Here is a 16933-nt window from a genome sequence, read left to right as displayed (position 1 = left end):
CTCCCCCGATCGGCCCGCCCCGCCTGCGCCGCCCGGCCGCGCCCCGCAGGCTCGGGACATGAGCTCTTTCGTCCGGGAGGTGCGCGACGCGGTGACCGGCCGCGCCGCGCTCCTGGTGACCGGCGTCCTCGTCCTCCAGCTCGCCTTCATCGCCTCCTATGTGGGGGCGTTCCACCACCCCGAGCCGCGGGACATCCGGCTGGGCGTGGTGGCGCCCCGGCAGGCGGCCGGTTCCCTGGCCGACCGGCTGGACCGGCTGCCGGGCGACCCGCTGGACCCGCGCGTGACGGCCGACCGGGCGGCGGCCGAGCGGAAACTGCGGGAGCGCGACCTGGACGCGGCCCTGGTGGTCGACCCGCGCGGCACCAAGGACACCCTGCTCGTCGCGAGCGGCGCGGGCGCTTCGCTCGCCCAGGCCGCCGAGGCGATCGCCACCCGGGCCGAGGCGGCCGAGCACCGGTCGGTGAAGGTCGTCGACATCGCCCCCGCCGCGGCCGGCGACTCGCGCGGCCTGACCTCGTTCTACCTGGTGGTGGGGTGGTGCGTGGGCGGGTACCTGTGTGCCGCGATCCTCGCGATCAGCGCGGGCGCCCGCCCCGCCAACCCGCACCGCGCCACCATCCGGCTGGCCGCCCTCGCGGTCTACGCGGCCGTCTCCGGCCTGCTCGGCGCGGTGATCACCGGGCCCGTCCTGGACGCGCTGCCGGCCGGTGTCGCCCCGCTGTGGGGACTGGGGACACTGGTGGTCTTCGCGGTGGGCGCCCTCACCCTGGCCCTGCAGAGCCTGGCGGGCGTCGTCGGCATCGGGCTGGCGATCGCGATCGTCGTCGTCCTCGGCAACCCGAGCGCGGGCGGCGCGTACCCCTATCCCCTGCTGCCGCCCTTCTGGCGGGCGATCGGCCCGGCGCTCCCGCCCGGCGCCGGCACCTGGTCCGCCCGTTCCCTCGCCTACTTCGACGGCAACGCCCTGACCTGCCCCCTGCTGGTGCTGTCCGGCTGGGCGGTGGCCGGCGCCGCGGTCACCTGGGTGGGCGCGATCCTCCGTGAACGGAACAAGACCACCAGCGAACGGTTTCAGGGTCCCGGAGAACAGGAATCGACCACCAGGTGACCTGAACACCCATACCAGACGGTCGGGATGGCGCCTCTTCGGTCATTACCGAGCCATCCCCGGGGCGTCCGGAAACCCTCCCCCGCCCCGGCCGCCCCTCTTTTCGGCCGAGCCCTGCCCGGAGCCGGACCCTCCGCCCCGAACTCCGGATTCATCGAATCCACTCCCCGCCAATCCTTGATTTCCAAAGGGCAGTTGCCGCCCGATCAACGATGGCAAGGGGTTAGCGCAGGTCAATACTCCCGCAACATTAAATCGCCCCAATCCCGCCAGACCGGACGCCCTGCACCGTCCCGGCCGCACGCGCCGCCTCTCCCACCCCTCCATGAACAGCGGAAACGAGCCACTACACAACGCTTTCAACCAGCGACTGAAAGCGATCGATGCATGTGCGTTCACGCACCGCATGGGCCAAACTTCCGAGCGTTATCAGAACCCACGAACAAGGGAGTGTTCGGAATGCGGTACATCACTGGGGGGATCGCCCTGGGGTCAGCGTTGATCCTGGGCAGCCTGGTGGGGGCCGGGGCCACCGCTAGCGCGGCGCCCACGCCCGCACCCGCCGCCCAGCAGAGCCTGTACGCGCCCTCGGCACTGGTGCTCACCGTCGGTCAGGGCGACAAGGCCGCCTCCGCCGGCGTCCAGCGTGCGGTGACCCTCAACTGCATGCCCAAGCCGAGTGGAAGCCACCCGGACGCCCGTGGGGCATGTGACCAACTGCGCGCCGCGAACGGCGACTTCGCCACCATCACCAAGGTGAAGTCCGGCACGGCCTGCACCAAGGAGTGGAACCCGTTCGTCGTGACCGCGGAAGGCGTCTGGGAAGGTCAGCGCGTCAAGTACGAGCACACGTTCGCCAACCCGTGCGAGATGAAGGCGAGCAAGGGCACCGTCTTCGAGTTCTGACGCCGGTCGGGCCGTGAGCCCGCAGGGCCCCGCGCGTGAGGCGGCCCCCGGACACCGTGGAGGTGTGTCCGGGGGCCGCCGTCCGTGACCGGGCGGAGCGGCGACGTCCCGCTCGCGACCCGGAGTTCAGCCGACGCGCCCGCCCGGCGCCCGCGGCGTCGCGGGCGCCGGAGGCGTCGGCCGGCGGGAGTCCCTCCCGTCCGGGGCACGGGCCTCCGAGGTGCGGGCCTCCGAGGTGCGGTCATGACCGGGGAAGCCCGAGGACTCCGCGACGATCGCGCGCGTCCCCCACGCAACACCCGACCGGCCGCCGACGGCGTCGGCGCGGGCGGCGGACCTCCGGACCGTCACCGCGTCCCCGAACCGGGCGACGGCCTCGGCCGCCGGGCGCCGGCCGGCGCACCGCGCACGGACGGCCGGAAGGTCTTCAACCGGTCACCTCCAGTGGGGGGTTCGTCCCCGGCGGCGGATGACCTTCCGGGTCCGGAGAGCCGCGCGGGGACACGACCGCGCCCCGGACCAGGAGGACGCGTCCATGCCAAGTTCGTGCGTCCGAGTGTCCCCACCCGGGGTGGGAGCGCACAAGGGCGACTTCCGGTCGCGTGCATGCCCATGCGCGCGCAGCGCCGCTTCGGTGGTCCGGAGGGCGACCGGGAGAGAGGACCCGGGGGCGGGACCGCAGGGCGGCACCCCACTCCCACCCCCAGGGGGTCACCCCTCACCGAGCCCATCGACCTCCCGCGCCTCCCCGGCCCGTCACTCCGGCCGGTCACTCCGGCCGGTCACTGCGGCCCGTCACTGCCGGACTCACCTGGGCCGGCTGCCCGTCCACCACCTGTCGCCGCTTCTCCGGCATCGCCGCGCGGCGGCTCCGGAACGGCCTCCTTCTCCGCCGTCCGCTCCTCCGGCGTCCATCCTTCGACCGTCCACCCCTGCGCCTTGCGCCCTTCTACGGCCCGCCCTTCCACAGCCCGCTCGTCGACATCCCGTTCGTCGACGTCCCGTTCGCCGGCAATCCGCTCCCCGACGACCCGTTCGCCGACAGTCCGCTCTCCGACGGCCCGCTCCTCGGGAGGCCGCCCCTCCCCCGCCCGTCCGCCGTCCGCCGGCGGCCCCGCCCCCGCCCGTTCCAGGAACCGCAGCAACTCCACCGGGAACGGCAGCACCAGCGTCGAGTTCTTCTCCGCCGCCACCGCCACGATGGTCTGGAGAAGCCGCAGTTGCAGGGCCGAGGGCTGCGCGGACATGGTCGCGGCGGCCTCCGCCAGCTTCTTCGACGCCAGCAGTTCCGCGTCCGCGTTGATCACCCGCGCCCGGCGCTCCCGTTCCGCCTCCGCCTGCCGCGACATCGAGCGCTTCATCGTCTCGGGCAGCGAGACGTCCTTGATCTCCACCCGGTCGATCTGCACGCCCCAGCCGATGGCGGGGCTGTCGAGCATCAGCTCCAGGCCCTGGTTGAGCTTCTCCCGGTTGGACAGCAGGTCGTCCAGGTCGCTCTTGCCGATGATCGAGCGCAACGAGGTCTGGGCCATCTGCGAGACCGCGAAGCGGTAGTCCTCGACCTGGATGACGGCCTCCGCCGCGTTGACGACCTTGAAGTAGACGACGGCGTCGACCCGGACGGTCACGTTGTCCCGGGTGATGCCCTCCTGGGCGGGTACGGGCAGCGTGACGATCTGCATGTTCACCTTGCGGAGCCGGTCCACGCCCGGAATGACCATGGTGAGGCCCGGCGGCCGGACCTCACTGCGCAGCTTGCCCAGGCGCAGGACGACGCCGCGTTCGTACTGCTTGATCACCCGGGCCGCCGCCATCAGGTACACCGCTCCTGCGGACGCCGCGGCCACGGCCGCCACCACGAGGTCTTCGACCATCACGGCCCCCTGTGTCCCACGACAGGCGATATGTCCACGGTATGCCTCGCCGGACCCCGGGTCGAGCCCTGGGAAGCCCTGTTCTCGCATGACCCGGCCAGGCGGCCCGCGGCTCCGAGCGGCCTTCCGCCGGCCGCCCCCGTCGCCTGGCCCCGGGCCCGCTCTCCACTCGCCACGGCGCGGTGATCCGACCGGCCGTCCGGGCTTCCCCCGTCCGGGGACGGCAGTTACGAAACGTGTTTGTAGATAGTGCAACCACTTTTGTGGCGCGCGAGGTTGCCCTAGATTTCCTCGTGTGCGGCGTAACTACCGTTCGTCGCGGGGAAGTTGATGTGGAGGTTTCTGTGAACGGAAAGCTTGCGACGGCCGGACTCGCCGCGGTCGCGGCGGCCCTGCTGGCCGGGGTGGCACCGGCCGCCACTGCGTCGGCCGCCCCCGCGTCGGCCGCCACTGCCGCGCCGGCCCGGGGAGCGGCGACGGCGGACTCGTCCACCTACTACGTCTACGTCACCGGGGTCGCCGGCTCGCTGGACGGCGCCCGGGCGAACGCGAACCACAAGCTCCCGAAGAACTGCTACCCCTGGGGCGTGGTGGCCAGTGGCACCACGCCCGACGACAACATCTGGGTGACCGTCCAGGGCAACTGCACCGGGCCGCGGTGAGCGGGGAGCGGCACCCGCGCGGCGCCGGCCCGGCGCTCGCACCGCGGTGAACCGAGGGGCGCCGGCCCAACCGGCGCCCCTCGGGGTTCCGACGGAGGGACCCTGGCGCCCCGAAGACCGTCCGTCCGGCCTTTCGGCCGCCCGTCCGCTCCCGCTCCCCGCTCCCCGCACCCTGCTTCCCGAGGAGGCCCCCGGAGCGGGCGGCGCCCGGGTTCAGAAGAGGCGGACGCCGTAGGCGTCGAGCGCCGCGACGACGGGTTGGTAGAAGGTCGTCCCGCCCTTGCGGCAGTCGCCGCTGCCGCCGGAGGCCAGGCCCAGCGCCGTGGAACCGGAGAAGAGGGCGCCCCCGCTGTCGCCCGGCTCCGCGCAGACGTCCGTCTTGATCAGACCCCGGACGACCTGCCCGTTGCCGTAGTTGACCGTGGCGTTCAGCGCGGTGACCCGCCCCCCGCGCACCCCGGTGGTGGAACCGCTGCGGCGGACGCTCTGCCCGACGCGGGGCATGGCCGCGGAGGTGATGCGCTGCGACTCGCCGTCGTAGAGGTCGACGGCGCTCGGGTGGGGCAGCGTGCCGTTGGCGTAGCGCACGAGCCCGTGGTCGGCCCCGGGGAAGGTGCCGGCGGCGGTGGGGCCGACCGGCACGCGGTGCCCGGGGTCGGCGTAGTAGTCGGGCCTGCCCTCGGTGCAGTGGCCGGCGGTGAGGAAGTAGTAGGTGGTGCCCTTGCGGACGTTGAACCCCGCCGAGCAGCGCCAGTCGCCGGCGTGCACCGCGTCGCCGCCGGCGATCAGCGGCCGGAAGGTCCCGGGGGCGCGTTCGACGCGTATCGCGTCGGTGTCCGGCCCGGCCGCCCGTCTGATCCGGTCGACGCCCTCGGCCGGGACGGTCGCGTCGGCGGTCACGACCACCTCGTGGGTCCGCTCGTCGACCGCCCAGGCGGTGCCCGGCACGTCGGCCTCGCCGACCGCGGTGCTCAGCGCGGCGAGCCGGGCGGCGGAGGGCACCGCCGGGGCGCCGGGGGCCGCCCCGGCGGGGGTGGCGGCGAAGGCGGAGACGGCGAGCAGCGCGGCGCCGAGGGCGGCGGCTCTTCTGCCGGGCGGGGTGACGAGGGCGGCCGGGACGGTGGTGCGGGCGGTGCGCTTGTTCCTCACGCTGCTGTCCTCACGCTGATGTCCTCTGCTGGCGACTGCATGCTCAGATCTTCACGCCGGCGACGGCACGCCCAGGTCTTCACGCCGGTGCCTTCCCACCGGCGCCTTTCCCACCGATGCCTTCCCACCGATGCCTTCCCACCGGCGCCTTGACACCGGCACCGGCGCCTCCCGGAGGGGCGGGGCCGCACACGGCACGGCGCGGCGCGCTCCGTTCCCGCGCCGCGCCCCTGACAAGCACTGATGAGGGAGTATTCGACCCGGCGGCCCCGGCCGCAAGGGTCGAATCGGTCGTTCCGGGCACTTCCCCGCCGGGCGGACACCTCATCCGCCCCCATCACCCCGTACGCCCCTCGCCGAACAGCCACCGTCCGGCACGGCCGAAGACACGACGTCCGAGCGAAGCCCGGCACTTCGCGGAAGCGCCGCCCTCACGCCCTCGGCGGCCGCTCATCCTCAGCAGTCACATCCGCAGCCATCACATCCACAACTGTCTCCACAGGAACAGCAGTTGCCGCAGCAGTCACAGCAATCACCGCAATCGCTACAGCCATCGCAGTCGCACTTGTGACACCACCCCTCACGCGGCTGCCCGCTCCACGGATCGTGGTACGGATCCCGGCAGCACACCTGGCAGGTGCAGAAGAGCCCGGCCCACACCGCGCATCCGGCCGTCAGCCCGCGCCGCCGGCCGCGCCGCGGAGGCTCCGGCGGCGCGGGCGGCGGCGGCATGACGGGCGGCGGCCCGAACGCGGCCCGGATTCCCGCCCCCTCGCTCCCGTCCCGCTCCCCTGCCCGCCCGTGGCCCTGCCCGGGTCCGTGGTGCCCGCACCCCTCCGTGGCGAACGCCCGGTCGACGGCGCGCGGGAGTTCGTGGACGAGCAGCAGGTGCGCGAGGCGCCCCTGCGCCTTGCTCGCGAACGCGACGTCGGCGAGCGCGAGCCGCACCCCGTGCACCGCGTCGTCGCACAGCCGCCGGACGTCGGCGAGGTCGGCGCCGGTCGCGGCGATGGGGTTCCACGCCCCCGACTCGGCGTCGGACTCCAGGTCCTCGACCGCGTCCAGCAGGTGCGCGAGCCGCCCGAAGAGCCGGCCCGCCTCCTCCAGCGGCTCCCGGTTCTCCGGCCGTCCGGCCAGCACGGCGGTGTGCCCGAAGGCGGCGGCGGTGGCGGTCTCCGTCGGTTCGGTGAGCGAGGTCAGCGCCGTACCGGGCCCGGCGAGGGCCTCAAGGCCGGTCTGCCGCTCGACCGCGTCGACCAGCAGCGCCGTGTCGAAACCCAGGTCGGAGCCGGTGCGGGCGCCCGCCCGGTCCCAGGAGGCGGCGACCCGGCGGGCCGCCGCGGCCACCGGACGACGGGCCATCGCCCCGTCTCCGTCGGCCGCGTGGTCGCGCAGCTTCGCGGAGGCGAGGACGAGGGAGACGGACGCGGCCAGCCGCGCGCCCTCGCCGGTGGCGACCGACGCCGTGCGCATCCCGCGCAACGGACAGGGTCCGGCCTTGCGCCGCCGGTCCGCCGCCTCCCCGGCACGCGGGGACTGCGCTTCGACGAGAACGGATATCACCAATCCGTCATAGTTCGTCGCTATTCGGGCAAACTGCCCATGGTCTCCCCTCAAAGCCAGGCAGAGACCGCACAGATGAGCCATCCACTCCGTCCGCATGGCCTCCGAAAGCCGATGCCGGCATGGCCTGATGATTCCGAACAATGACGCCCCCGTGTTGGTGCCGAGCAACTGGCGCATCCTAGTCATAGGCTCGGTACAGGCCGGTCACGGCCGAGCGGGGGGCTCGCATCGGGGGCTTCGGGGTTTCTGACGCACCGCCACCTGCTTTGCACCAGATGCGTCACGAAATCCTCGCTTGGCCCCTATCCACTTGGCACACCATCCGCATCATGGACGACCATAGAGGGGCGGGCGGAACACACCGCGTGTGAGAGGAGGCGTCCATGGGTTCGGTGCGTAAGGCGAGTGCCTGGCTTGGCCTCGTCGACGACAGCGATGACGAGCGCTACTACGACGACGAGTACGCCGAGGGGCCCGAGCCCGGTGACTCCTGGGTGACCAACCCGAGAGTCCGTGTCGCCGACGAGGCGGCCCAGGAACAGGGCACCCGGATCGCCACGGTGACCCCCGACGGCTTCCGTGACGCCCGCGGGATCGGCGAGCTGTTCCGCGAGGGCGTCCCGGTGATCGTCAACCTCACCGCGATGGAACCGAGCGACGCCAAGCGGGTCGTGGACTTCGCGGCCGGTCTGACCTTCGGCCTCCGCGGCTCCATCGAGCGGGTCGCCAACCGGGTCTTCCTGCTCACCCCGGCCGACTACAAGGTGGTCAACGGGGAGCCGGTGGGCCGGGCGAACGGGGGCTTCTTCAACCAGAGCTGACCCCTCCGGCCGGCCCGCGACATGTCATCGGGCCCGGCTCGCGCGGCACACGGGCCGCGTGTCCTCACGCGTCGGACGAGCGCACCTCGGCCCGGCCGGCGCCTGAGGACGAGCCCGGGGCCCCGGAAGACCCCGGCCCCGCTCCCTCACCGGAACGCGTCGAGCCCCGTCAACGCCTTCCCCAGCACCAACTGGTGCATCTCCACCGTCCCCTCGTAGGTGAGCACCGACTCCAGGTTGGTCGCGTGCCGCATCACCGGGTACTCCAGCGAGATCCCGTTGGCCCCCAGGATCGTCCGGGCGGTACGGCAGATCTCGATCGCCTCCCGCACGTTGTTCAGCTTCCCGAAACTCACCTGCTCCGGCCGCAGCCGCCCCGCGTCCATCCGCAGCCCCAGGTGATGGGCGAGCAGGATCCCCTTGTGCAGCTCCACCGCCATGTCGGCCAGCTTGGCCTGGGTCAACTGGAAACCGCCGATCGGCCGGCCGAACTGCTCCCGGGTCCGCGCGTAGTCCAGCGCCGCCTCGAAGCACGCGCGGGCGGCGCCCATCGCGCCCCAGACGATTCCGTACCGGGCGTGGCTCAGGCAGCCGAGCGGCGCGCGCAGCCCGACGGCCTCCGGGAGGACGGCGTCGGCGGGCAGCCGCACCCCGTCCAGGACGAGCTCGCTGGTGACGGAGGCGCGCAGCGACCACTTGTGCTTGATCTCGGGGGCGGAGAAGCCGGGGCGGTCGGTGGGGACGACGAAGCCGCGGATGCCCTCGTCGGTCCGCGCCCAGACGACGGCGACACCGGCCACCGAGCCGTTGGTGATCCACATCTTGCGGCCGGTGAGCACCCAGTCGCCGCCGGCCTCGCGCTTGGCGTAGGTCCGCATGCCGCCGGGGTCGGAACCGTGGTCGGGCTCGGTGAGCGCGAAGCAGCCGATCGTCTCGCCCGCGGCCATCGACGGCAGCCAGCGCCGCTTCTGCTCCTCGGAGCCGAAGCGGTGGATGGCGTACATGGCGAGGGAGCCCTGGACGGAGACCAGGGAGCGCACGCCGGAATCGGCCGCCTCCAGTTCCAGGCAGGCGAGCCCGTACTGCACGGCGCTCGCGCCGGCGCAGCCGTAGCCCGTGAGCGACATCCCGAGCGCGCCCAGGGAGCCCAGCTCGCGGGCGAGCTCACGGATGCCGGGCAGCTCGCCGCGCTCGTACCACTCGGCGACGTGCGGCAGGACGCGGTCGGCGGCCCACTGCCGCATGGTGGCGCGGACGGCGCGGTCCTCGTCGGTCAGCAGGTCGTCGATGCCGATCGGGTCGTGCGGGTCGAACGCGGCGGCCTTCGCCGGCTTGACGGGCCGGACGGGCCCGGCGGACGTCACGGGCCGGTCGGCCTCGACGGGCTGGTCGGGCATGGCGGGCTGGTCGGGCATGGCCCCCTCCACCTGGGTGCGGTCCTGCGGCTCGCTCAGACGCTACGGGCCGGTAACCGCCTCGTCCAGAGCGAACCTCTGTGACCTCGACGGACGACCGGCCGAACCCGCCACCCAACGCCCGGCGTCCGGGGCGCGGGGCGCGGGCGCGGGACGCGGCTCGGACTCCGCCCGTCGCCCGGCCCCCGCACAACGCCTCCCACCCGACGGCGGTCGACCCACCACGGTCCACCCACAACACCCCCCGCCCGACGCGGTCCACCCACCGCCGCCCCCCGCCGCCTTCTACCCCTTGCCCCCGCCCTGCTCCCCCTGCTCCCCCTCCGCCGACCGCGGCAGCCGCAGCGCCGCCACCGCGCCGGCCAGCAGGATCGCCGCGCTGACGGCGAGCGTGACGTGCAGCCCGTGCACGAACGCGTCCCGCGCCGCCGTCCGCAGCGCCGTGCCGGGCGGGCCGCCGAGCCGGTCGGCCACCCGGTACGCCTCGCCGAGCGAGTGTCCGGCCGCGGCGCCCGCCGCGCTGGGCACGCCGGGGACGCCGGTCACCCCCGGCGCGTAGACGGCGTTCATGACGCTGCCGAGCAGGGCGATGCCCATGCCCGCGCCGAGCTGGTACGAGGTCTCGCCGATCGCCGCGGCGCCGCCGGCCTCGGCGGCCGGGGCCTCGCCGAGCATCGACTCGTACGCCCCGAACAGTGTGGTCTCCAGGCCCAGGCCGAGGAAGACGAAGCAGCCGACGAGGAAGGCGGGCCGGTCCTCGCGGCCCATCGCGGTGAGGGCGAGGACCGCGACCGCCGTCAGCGCGAAGCCGCCGGCGACCATGGCGCGCGGCCCGAAGCGGAGCAGGACGCGGGAGCCGGCCAGGCCGGCGGCCATCGCGGCGAGGGTCAGCGGCAGCAGCCGCAGCCCGGTCTGCAACGGGGTCAGCCCGAGGACGAGCTGGAGGTACTGGGCGGCGACCAGCTCCAGGCCGACCAGCGCCAGCATGGCCAGCACGATGCAGCCGACGGACACCCCGAAGGCGGGCCGGGCGAACAGGTCCAGGTCCACCAGCGGGTGCTCGCGCCGCCGCTGCCGGCGGACGAAGAGGACGAGCAGCGCCACGCCCACGGCGGCGGGCACCACGGTCAGCAGGGACAGCGGCTCGGCGCCGCCGATCCGTTTCACCCCGAAGACCACGCCGAACAGTCCGAACGCGGCCATCAGCGCGCCGAGCACGTCCCACGGCCCGTTCCGGTCGCCCGTCGATTCGGGCAGCAGCCGGCGGCCGACCGGAAGGCTGACGGCCATCAGCGGCAGGTTGATGAGGAAGACCGAGCCCCACCAGTAGTGTTCGAGCAGGAAGCCGCCCAGCAGCGGTCCCAGGGCCGCGCCGACGGCGGCCACCCCGGTCCAGACACCGATGGCCAGCGCCCGCTCCCGCCGGTCGGGAAAGACCTGCCGCAGGATGGACAGCGTCGCCGGCATGATCATCGCCCCGCCGACGCCGAGCAGCGCCCGCGCGGCGATCAGCACCTCCGGCCGGCCGGCGCAGGCGGCGAGCAGCGAGGCGCAGCCGAACAGGGCGTAGCCGAGCAGCAGCACCCGCCGCCGGCCGACCCGGTCGCCGAGCGTGCCGAAGAGGATCAGCAGCGAGGCGCAGACGAGCGGATAGACGTCGACGACCCAGAGCAACTGGATGGGGCCGGGGCGCAGGTCCTCGGAGACGGCGGGGACGGCGACGTGCAGCACGGTGGCGTCCACGGCGACCAGGAGCAGGCTGGCGCAGAGGACCACGAGCACGGCCCAGCGGTTGGCGCCGGCCCCGGGACCGGGCCCTCCGGTGCGCTGCCGCTGCCGGGGAACACCGGCGGTCCACCGGGGGCGGGCCGTCGTCGTTCCGGGCATTTTTCACCCACCTCCGTATCGGGTTCCGGCCAGTCGCGCGGCCGTGACGGGACGGTGGGCCGCGGTGCCGGGGGGACGAGTGAGACGACAGCGTACGCGAATCCCGGCAGGTCACCGGCGGCAGCACCGGCCGGGCGGCGCGGAGGGTCACCGGCCCGGATGCTGGACAATTGGCCGGTGACCGAACTCGCCTCCCCCTGTGCCTCCGGCATACGCACCGACCCGGCGGACGGCCCCGGCCCGGCCGCCTCCGGCGCGCTCCGGCGGGCCGCGCCGGCCCTGCTGGCGTACGCGGCGGTCCGGGTGCTGGGGCTGGCGGTCCTCGCCCTGTGGGGGACGGCGACCGGCAAGGACGCGCACCACCTGCTCTCGGGGCGCTGGGACGCGGTCTGGTACTCCCGGATAGCGGAGGACGGTTACGGCTACACGCTGTCCCTGGCGGACGGGAAGGTCCACTCCGATCTGGCGTTCTTCCCGCTGCTGCCGTGGCTGGAACGGGCGCTGTCGGGGGTGCTGCCGCTGTCGGCGGCGGACGCGGGGCTGCTGGTGAGCGCGGTCGCCTCGCTCTGCGCGGCCGGCGGGATCTTCGCCGTGGGCGAGCGGTTGCACGGCCGCCGGGCCGGGGTCGCGCTGGTCGTCCTGTGGGCGGCGCTGCCGGTGGGCGTGGTGCAGTCGATGGCCTACTCGGAGTCGCTGTTCACGGCGTCGGCCGCGTGGGCGCTGTACGCGGTGCTGACCGGCCGCTGGCCCGCGGCCGGGGTGTGCGCGGTGCTGGCCGGGCTGACGCGTCCGGTGGGAGCGGCGGTGGTCGCGGCCGTGTGGGTGACGGCGGCGGTCGCCCTGCTGCGCCGGGACCGGCGGCCGGAGCCTTCCGAGCTCCGCCGGATGCTGCTCGGGGTGGTGCCGGCCCCGCTGGGCTGTCTCGCGTACGTCGTGTGGGTCGGCGTGCGGACCGGCAGCCCGACCGGCTATCTGGACGTCCAGGGCGGCTGGGGCAACGGCTTCGACGGCGGTGTCGCGTTCGGCACGTTCGTCGCCGGGCGGTTCACCGGTACGGCCTGGCCGGCCGGGCTGGGCCTGCTGGTGGGCGTGGCGCTGGTGGTGTGGCTGTACGTGGCCGGGGCGCGGCGCGGGCAGCCGCTGCCGCTGCTGGTGTACTCGGGGACGGTGCTGCTGCTGGCGCTGACCGCGAAGGGCTACTTCGGCTCCAAGCCGCGGCTGATGCTGCCGGCCTTCCCGCTGCTGCTGCCGCTCGCCACGGCTTTGGCCCGACTGCGGACGGCGCGGGCGGTGGCGGTGGGGGGCTCGCTGGCGCTGGCGGCGGCCTGTTACGGAGCGTTCTGGCTGAACGGCTCCGGACCGCCCTGATCATTTTCATGATCATTCCCGCGCGCTCCCCGGCCGCTTCCCCGATCATCCGACCGGTCCGCCGGAGCCGTGCGGCGGATCACCCGGGAAAAGCCGCGAGGAACTCGCAACGCCCACCGATAAACATCCGCACACACATAATTAAAGGATGTTCCGCGCTCCCCGGCGCCCACCCGGGAGCCCCCCTTTAAGTGTTTCTTATTTCCCGGGACGCGGTTCCGGATCCCCCGCAGCAAACGCGCCGAAAGTCGTGTTTGAGACGCATTCCACATCACATCGTCATCACAAAGCGGCGAGATCGGCCGGACCCTCCCATCACGCAATGTAACGTCGATTGAGTGCGTACCCATGACGAGCTCGTCCCAGCGGAGGAGCGCCCGACCGAGCCCCCGCGCCCGCGGATGACCAGGACCCGCCTGGGCATCTTCGTGGCGACCTCCGTGGTCTACGCGGCGATCGTGGTCGGGGTGCTCACCACGTCCTGGCCGGTGCGTTTCGACTGGCAGGTCATGCTGTTCCGGCCGTACAAGCAGTGGCCGGAGATCCACACGTTCCTCGACTACTTCGTGGTCCTGGGCCAGCGCGGCCCGACCGCCGTCGCCGTGGCCGCCTGGCTGGGCTGGTGCTGCCACCGCCGCGGGACGCTGCGTCCGCTGCTGGTGCTGGGCACGGCGCTGCTGCTGCTCAACGCGACCGTGGGCGCCGCCAAGATAGGGATGGGGCGGCTCGGTCCGCACTACGCCACCGCGATCGGCTCGAACGAGATGTTCGCCGGCGGCGACATATTCCCTTCGGGCCACACCGCCAACGCGGTGGTCACCTGGGGTGTCCTCGCCTACCTGGCCACCACCCCCCGGGCCCGCAGGGTCGCCTCCGTCTCCGCCGCCCTGCTGGCGCTCGGCGTCGGCATGACGACGGTCTACCTCGGTACGCACTGGATGAGCGATGTGACGCTCGGCTGGACCGCCGGTCTGCTGGTCCTGCTGGCCCTGCCCTGGTTCGAGCCCCTGATGGCCCGCACCGAGGCCGGACTGCTGGCCGCCTGGGCCCGGCTGCGCGAGCACGGCGCGGCGCTCGCCCCGGCCGCCGCGGCGGCACCGGTCGGGCTGTGGGCGCCCCGCCCGCCCGCCGACGACACCCTCCCCGTCCGCGAGCCGGCGGGCGCGGGCCTGGCCGGCCGGTCCGAGGGCCGTCCCCGCGCCGCCGCCCGGCCGCACACCGTGCGCTCGGAGCGGACGCCGGTCACCCCGACCGGCAGCCGCCGGCCGCCGCACGCCGACCGGACGCCTCGCACTCCGCCGCTGCCGGCCACCGGCCGCGGCCGCGCCGTCGGCTGAGCCGCCGGACCCGCGCCGCTACGCGAGGGGCCGCCCCGGGAGTTCCGGGGCGGCCCTTCGCGCGTGACGGAAGATCTGCTCCGTCCGGGGCCGAGCGCGCCTCCGGGGGTCGAGCCCCGGACAGGACGCGGACCCGCCCCAGGGGGTGTCTGACGGATCTCCGTGAGGAAGGAGCGGCGTCCGGTGCGTGCTCTTGGGGTCCCCCCGGCCGAAGGCTGGAGGAGAGTGCCGACCGGAGCTCTCGTACCGGGCGTACGTGGACTTCAGCCGGTGCGGCGAGAGCGCGTGCCAGGCGTCGTGACGCCATGAAGATCCGTCAGACACCCCCCAGGCGCGTACGGACGCACGGGAGGTGCGGTCACCCCTTCCAGCAGCGCCGCACGACCCCGTCCGCCACCTCCAGATTCAGCCGCCCCACCACGTACTCCAGCGTGATCACTGCGCCGGGCGGCAGGGTGCGGACGGTCGTCCAGCCCCGCTCCCGCGCCCGGGCCGAGGCTCGCCCGGCGTCCAGACCGGCGTAGGCGTCGAGGTCGTCGTCGGGGTCCTGGGGGAGGTTCGGCAGCGGCACCATGCGGCCACCGTAGCCCGTCCGGCCGACGGCCCTGCCGCCACCCGGCCACCCTCGACCCCACGCCCCCGGCAGCGCAGCCCCCCCCTCGGCCCGCCGGCCCGCCGGCCCGCCGCCCGGACCCCACGGGTCACACTTCTGTCACAGAAATCCGGGACGGTGTTTACAGCGACCCACATCACCCCCGCGGGTTCTTTCCCGGCCTCCGGTACACCCCCCTGCGGGCGTACGGGAAACGGCGCCGGAATTCCCCCCTCCCTCCCCATGGCTTCCGCATTCCCCCGGGTAACCCCGACCCCCGGCGCCCGGTAAAGGAATTCACCGCCACTTGCGGACGCAACACCTCCGGCGCCGCCGCGTTCCGCCGAATTCTGCGGAATATTAAATTCCGGACGCCTGCCGCGACCGGCGCGGCACCCTCGCGCGACCCCGCCCCGACGAGCATCATGACGGGTGCCCCGGGGCAGGGGGAGCCGGGGACGGACCGTACGAGCCGGAGCCGGCGAGCGCGCCGGAGCGAGGGGGCACGGATGGAGAGCGGCACCGCACAAGGCGGCACGGGACCGGACGGGGAAGCGGCCGGCGGTCCGGGACGGGCGGAGGCGGGCGGCCGGCGGCCCGGAGCGGTCGTGGTCGACTGGCTGACCACCACCGACCACAAGAAGATCGGCAGTCTCTACCTCATCACCTCGTTCGGCTTCTTCCTCGCCGCCGGCGTACTGGCCCTGCTCATGCGCGCCGAACTGGCCCGGCCCGGCCTCCAGATCCTCAGCAACGAGCAGTACAACGAGGCGTTCACGGCCCACGGCACGATCATGCTGCTGCTGTTCGCCACCCCGGCCTTCGCCGGCTTCGCCAACGCGATCATGCCGCTTCAGATCGGCTCGCCCGACGTGGCGTTCCCCCGGCTCAACATGCTCGCCTACTGGCTGTACCTCTTCGGCGGCCTGATCGTGGTGAGCAGTCTGCTGACGCCCGAGGGCGGCGCCTCCTTCGGCTGGACCGCCTACGCCCCGCTGAGCGGCGGCGAGCACTCCCCCGGCGTCGGCGCCGACCTGTGGATCATGGGGCTCGCGCTCTCCGGCTTCGGCACCATCCTCGGCGCGGTGAACTTCCTGACGACGATCATCTGTATGCGCGCCCCCGGGATGACCATGTTCCGGATGCCGGTCTTCACCTGGAACGTGCTGTTCACGTCGATCCTGATCCTGCTGGCCTTCCCGGTGCTGGCCGCGGCCCTGCTGGTGCTGGAGGCCGACCGGCGGTTCGGCGCGGTGGTCTTCGACGCGGCCAACGGCGGCTCACTGCTCTGGCAGCACCTGTTCTGGTTCTTCGGCCACCCCGAGGTCTACATCATCGCCCTGCCGTTCTTCGGCATCATCACCGAGATCATCCCGGTCTTCTCCCGGAAACCGATCTTCGGCTACACCATGCTGATCGGCGCCACCATGGCGATCACCGCCCTGTCGGTGGTGGTCTGGGCGCACCACATGTTCGCCACCGGCGCGGTGCTGCTGCCCTTCTTCTCCCTGCTGTCGTTCCTGATCGCCGTGCCGACCGGCGTGAAGTTCTTCAACTGGATCGGCACCATGTGGCACGGCTCGCTGTCCTTCGAGTCGCCGATGCTGTGGTCGGCCGGCTTCCTGGTCAGCTTTCTGTTCGGCGGGCTCACCGGCGTCATCCTGGCCTCGCCGCCGCTGGACTTCCACGTCACCGACAGTTACTTCGTGGTCGCGCACTTCCACTACGTGGTGTTCGGGACGGTCGTGTTCGCGATGTTCGCCGGCTTCTACTTCTGGTGGCCGAAGTTCACCGGCAAGATGCTCGACGAACAACTGGCGAAGGTCCACTTCTGGACGCTGTTCACCGGATTCCACGGGACGTTCCTGGTGCAGCACTGGCTGGGCGCCGAGGGCATGCCCCGCCGCTACTCCGACTACCTGGCGGCGGACGGCTGGACCGCCCTCAACACCGTCTCGACCATCGGCTCGTTCCTGCTCGGCCTGTCGACGCTGCCGTTCCTCTACAACGTCTGGAAGACGGCGCGGTACGGCCGGCGGGTGGAGGCCGAGGACCCCTGGGGGTTCGGCCGCTCGCTGGAGTGGGCGACCTCCTGCCCGCCGCCCCGCCACAACTTCGTCACGCTGCCCCGGATCCGCTCCGAGTCGCCCGCCTTCGACCTCCACCACCCGGAGACCGCCGCCCGGCAGCAGCCCCAGGTGACCCGGGACCCGGCCGGCTGACCCGCCGGCGCGGCCCGGCCGGC

At 73.5% G+C, this 16933-nt stretch carries 13 protein-coding genes; 7 read left to right on the top strand and 6 right to left on the bottom strand.

Annotated elements, in window-relative coordinates:
* The first annotated feature begins 58 nt into the window (after positions 1-58).
* Positions 59-1111 (top strand): DUF3533 domain-containing protein, encoded by a 1053-nt coding sequence (locus tag ACZ6X9_RS16585; protein WP_469778715.1) that lies wholly within the window; start codon positions 59-61, stop codon positions 1109-1111.
* 459 nt (positions 1112-1570) lie between these two features.
* The gene (locus ACZ6X9_RS16580; protein ID WP_469778714.1) at positions 1571-2017 is read left to right on the top strand and encodes a subtilase-type protease inhibitor; all 447 of its coding nucleotides are present in this window, start codon (positions 1571-1573) and stop codon (positions 2015-2017) included.
* Positions 2018-2799: 782 nt separating this feature from the next.
* Here ACZ6X9_RS16580 and ACZ6X9_RS16575 read toward each other — a convergent pair.
* Positions 2800-3891 carry a slipin family protein gene (locus tag ACZ6X9_RS16575; protein ID WP_469778713.1) on the bottom strand — a complete coding sequence of 364 codons (1092 nt, stop codon included), beginning with the start codon at positions 3889-3891 and terminating at the stop codon, positions 2800-2802.
* Positions 3892-4235: 344 nt separating this feature from the next.
* On the opposite strand from ACZ6X9_RS16575, the gene ACZ6X9_RS16570 reads away from it, so the two are divergent.
* The gene (locus ACZ6X9_RS16570; protein WP_469778712.1) at positions 4236-4553 is read left to right on the top strand and encodes a hypothetical protein; all 318 of its coding nucleotides are present in this window, start codon (positions 4236-4238) and stop codon (positions 4551-4553) included.
* A 213-nt stretch (positions 4554-4766) separates the two neighbouring features.
* Here the strand turns inward: ACZ6X9_RS16570 and ACZ6X9_RS16565 are convergent, their stop codons facing one another.
* Positions 4767-5702: a S1 family peptidase gene (locus ACZ6X9_RS16565; protein WP_469778711.1), complete on the bottom strand. Its 936-nt coding sequence runs from the start codon at positions 5700-5702 to the stop codon at positions 4767-4769.
* Between the two features lie 456 nt (positions 5703-6158).
* Positions 6159-7409 (bottom strand): DUF5685 family protein, encoded by a 1251-nt coding sequence (locus tag ACZ6X9_RS16560; RefSeq protein ID WP_469779170.1) that lies wholly within the window; start codon positions 7407-7409, stop codon positions 6159-6161.
* Positions 7410-7651: 242 nt separating this feature from the next.
* Here ACZ6X9_RS16560 and ACZ6X9_RS16555 point away from each other — a divergent pair, with 242 nt between their 5' ends.
* Complete coding sequence (locus ACZ6X9_RS16555; protein WP_171172070.1) at positions 7652-8089, top strand: cell division protein SepF; 438 nt, start codon at positions 7652-7654, stop codon at positions 8087-8089.
* Positions 8090-8235: 146 nt separating this feature from the next.
* Here ACZ6X9_RS16555 and ACZ6X9_RS16550 read toward each other — a convergent pair whose 3' ends face one another.
* Positions 8236-9486, bottom strand: a complete 1251-nt coding sequence (locus ACZ6X9_RS16550; protein WP_469779169.1) for an acyl-CoA dehydrogenase family protein — start codon at positions 9484-9486, stop codon at positions 8236-8238.
* 303 nt (positions 9487-9789) lie between these two features.
* On the bottom strand, positions 9790-11391 hold the full coding sequence (locus tag ACZ6X9_RS16545) for an MFS transporter (RefSeq protein ID WP_469778710.1): 1602 nt from the start codon (positions 11389-11391) through the stop codon (positions 9790-9792).
* A gap of 159 nt (positions 11392-11550) precedes the next feature.
* Here ACZ6X9_RS16545 and ACZ6X9_RS16540 point away from each other — a divergent pair, with 159 nt between their 5' ends.
* Positions 11551-12759, top strand: coding sequence for a hypothetical protein (locus tag ACZ6X9_RS16540; RefSeq protein ID WP_469778709.1), 1209 nt, complete (start codon positions 11551-11553; stop codon positions 12757-12759).
* 338 nt (positions 12760-13097) lie between these two features.
* The gene (locus ACZ6X9_RS16535; RefSeq protein WP_469778708.1) at positions 13098-14096 is read left to right on the top strand and encodes a phosphatase PAP2 family protein; all 999 of its coding nucleotides are present in this window, start codon (positions 13098-13100) and stop codon (positions 14094-14096) included.
* Between the two features lie 358 nt (positions 14097-14454).
* On the opposite strand, the gene ACZ6X9_RS16530 is transcribed toward ACZ6X9_RS16535, so the two are convergent.
* Positions 14455-14670, bottom strand: coding sequence for an I78 family peptidase inhibitor (locus ACZ6X9_RS16530; protein ID WP_469778707.1), 216 nt, complete (start codon positions 14668-14670; stop codon positions 14455-14457).
* A gap of 527 nt (positions 14671-15197) precedes the next feature.
* On the opposite strand from ACZ6X9_RS16530, the gene ctaD reads away from it, so the two are divergent.
* Entirely contained in the window at positions 15198-16910 is a 1713-nt protein-coding gene (gene ctaD / locus ACZ6X9_RS16525) for an aa3-type cytochrome oxidase subunit I (RefSeq protein WP_469778706.1), read from the top strand.
* Positions 16911-16933: the final 23 nt, after the last annotated feature.

The organism is Streptomyces sp. NPDC052910, assembly GCF_055585605.1.
Note: the sequence above shows the minus strand (reverse complement) of the source record. Positions and strands in the feature narration are given on the sequence as shown.

Coding starts and splice junctions, on each gene's coding strand:
- ctaD (WP_469778706.1), top strand. CDS start 15,198: ATGGAGAGCGGCACCGCACAAGGCGGCACGGGACCGGACGGGGAAGCG.
- ACZ6X9_RS16530 (WP_469778707.1), bottom strand. CDS start 14,670: ATGGTGCCGCTGCCGAACCTCCCCCAGGACCCCGACGACGACCTCGAC.
- ACZ6X9_RS16580 (WP_469778714.1), top strand. CDS start 1,571: ATGCGGTACATCACTGGGGGGATCGCCCTGGGGTCAGCGTTGATCCTG.
- ACZ6X9_RS16540 (WP_469778709.1), top strand. CDS start 11,551: ATGCTGGACAATTGGCCGGTGACCGAACTCGCCTCCCCCTGTGCCTCC.
- ACZ6X9_RS16550 (WP_469779169.1), bottom strand. CDS start 9,486: ATGCCCGACCAGCCCGTCGAGGCCGACCGGCCCGTGACGTCCGCCGGG.
- ACZ6X9_RS16555 (WP_171172070.1), top strand. CDS start 7,652: ATGGGTTCGGTGCGTAAGGCGAGTGCCTGGCTTGGCCTCGTCGACGAC.
- ACZ6X9_RS16545 (WP_469778710.1), bottom strand. CDS start 11,391: ATGCCCGGAACGACGACGGCCCGCCCCCGGTGGACCGCCGGTGTTCCC.
- ACZ6X9_RS16585 (WP_469778715.1), top strand. CDS start 59: ATGAGCTCTTTCGTCCGGGAGGTGCGCGACGCGGTGACCGGCCGCGCC.
- ACZ6X9_RS16575 (WP_469778713.1), bottom strand. CDS start 3,891: ATGGTCGAAGACCTCGTGGTGGCGGCCGTGGCCGCGGCGTCCGCAGGA.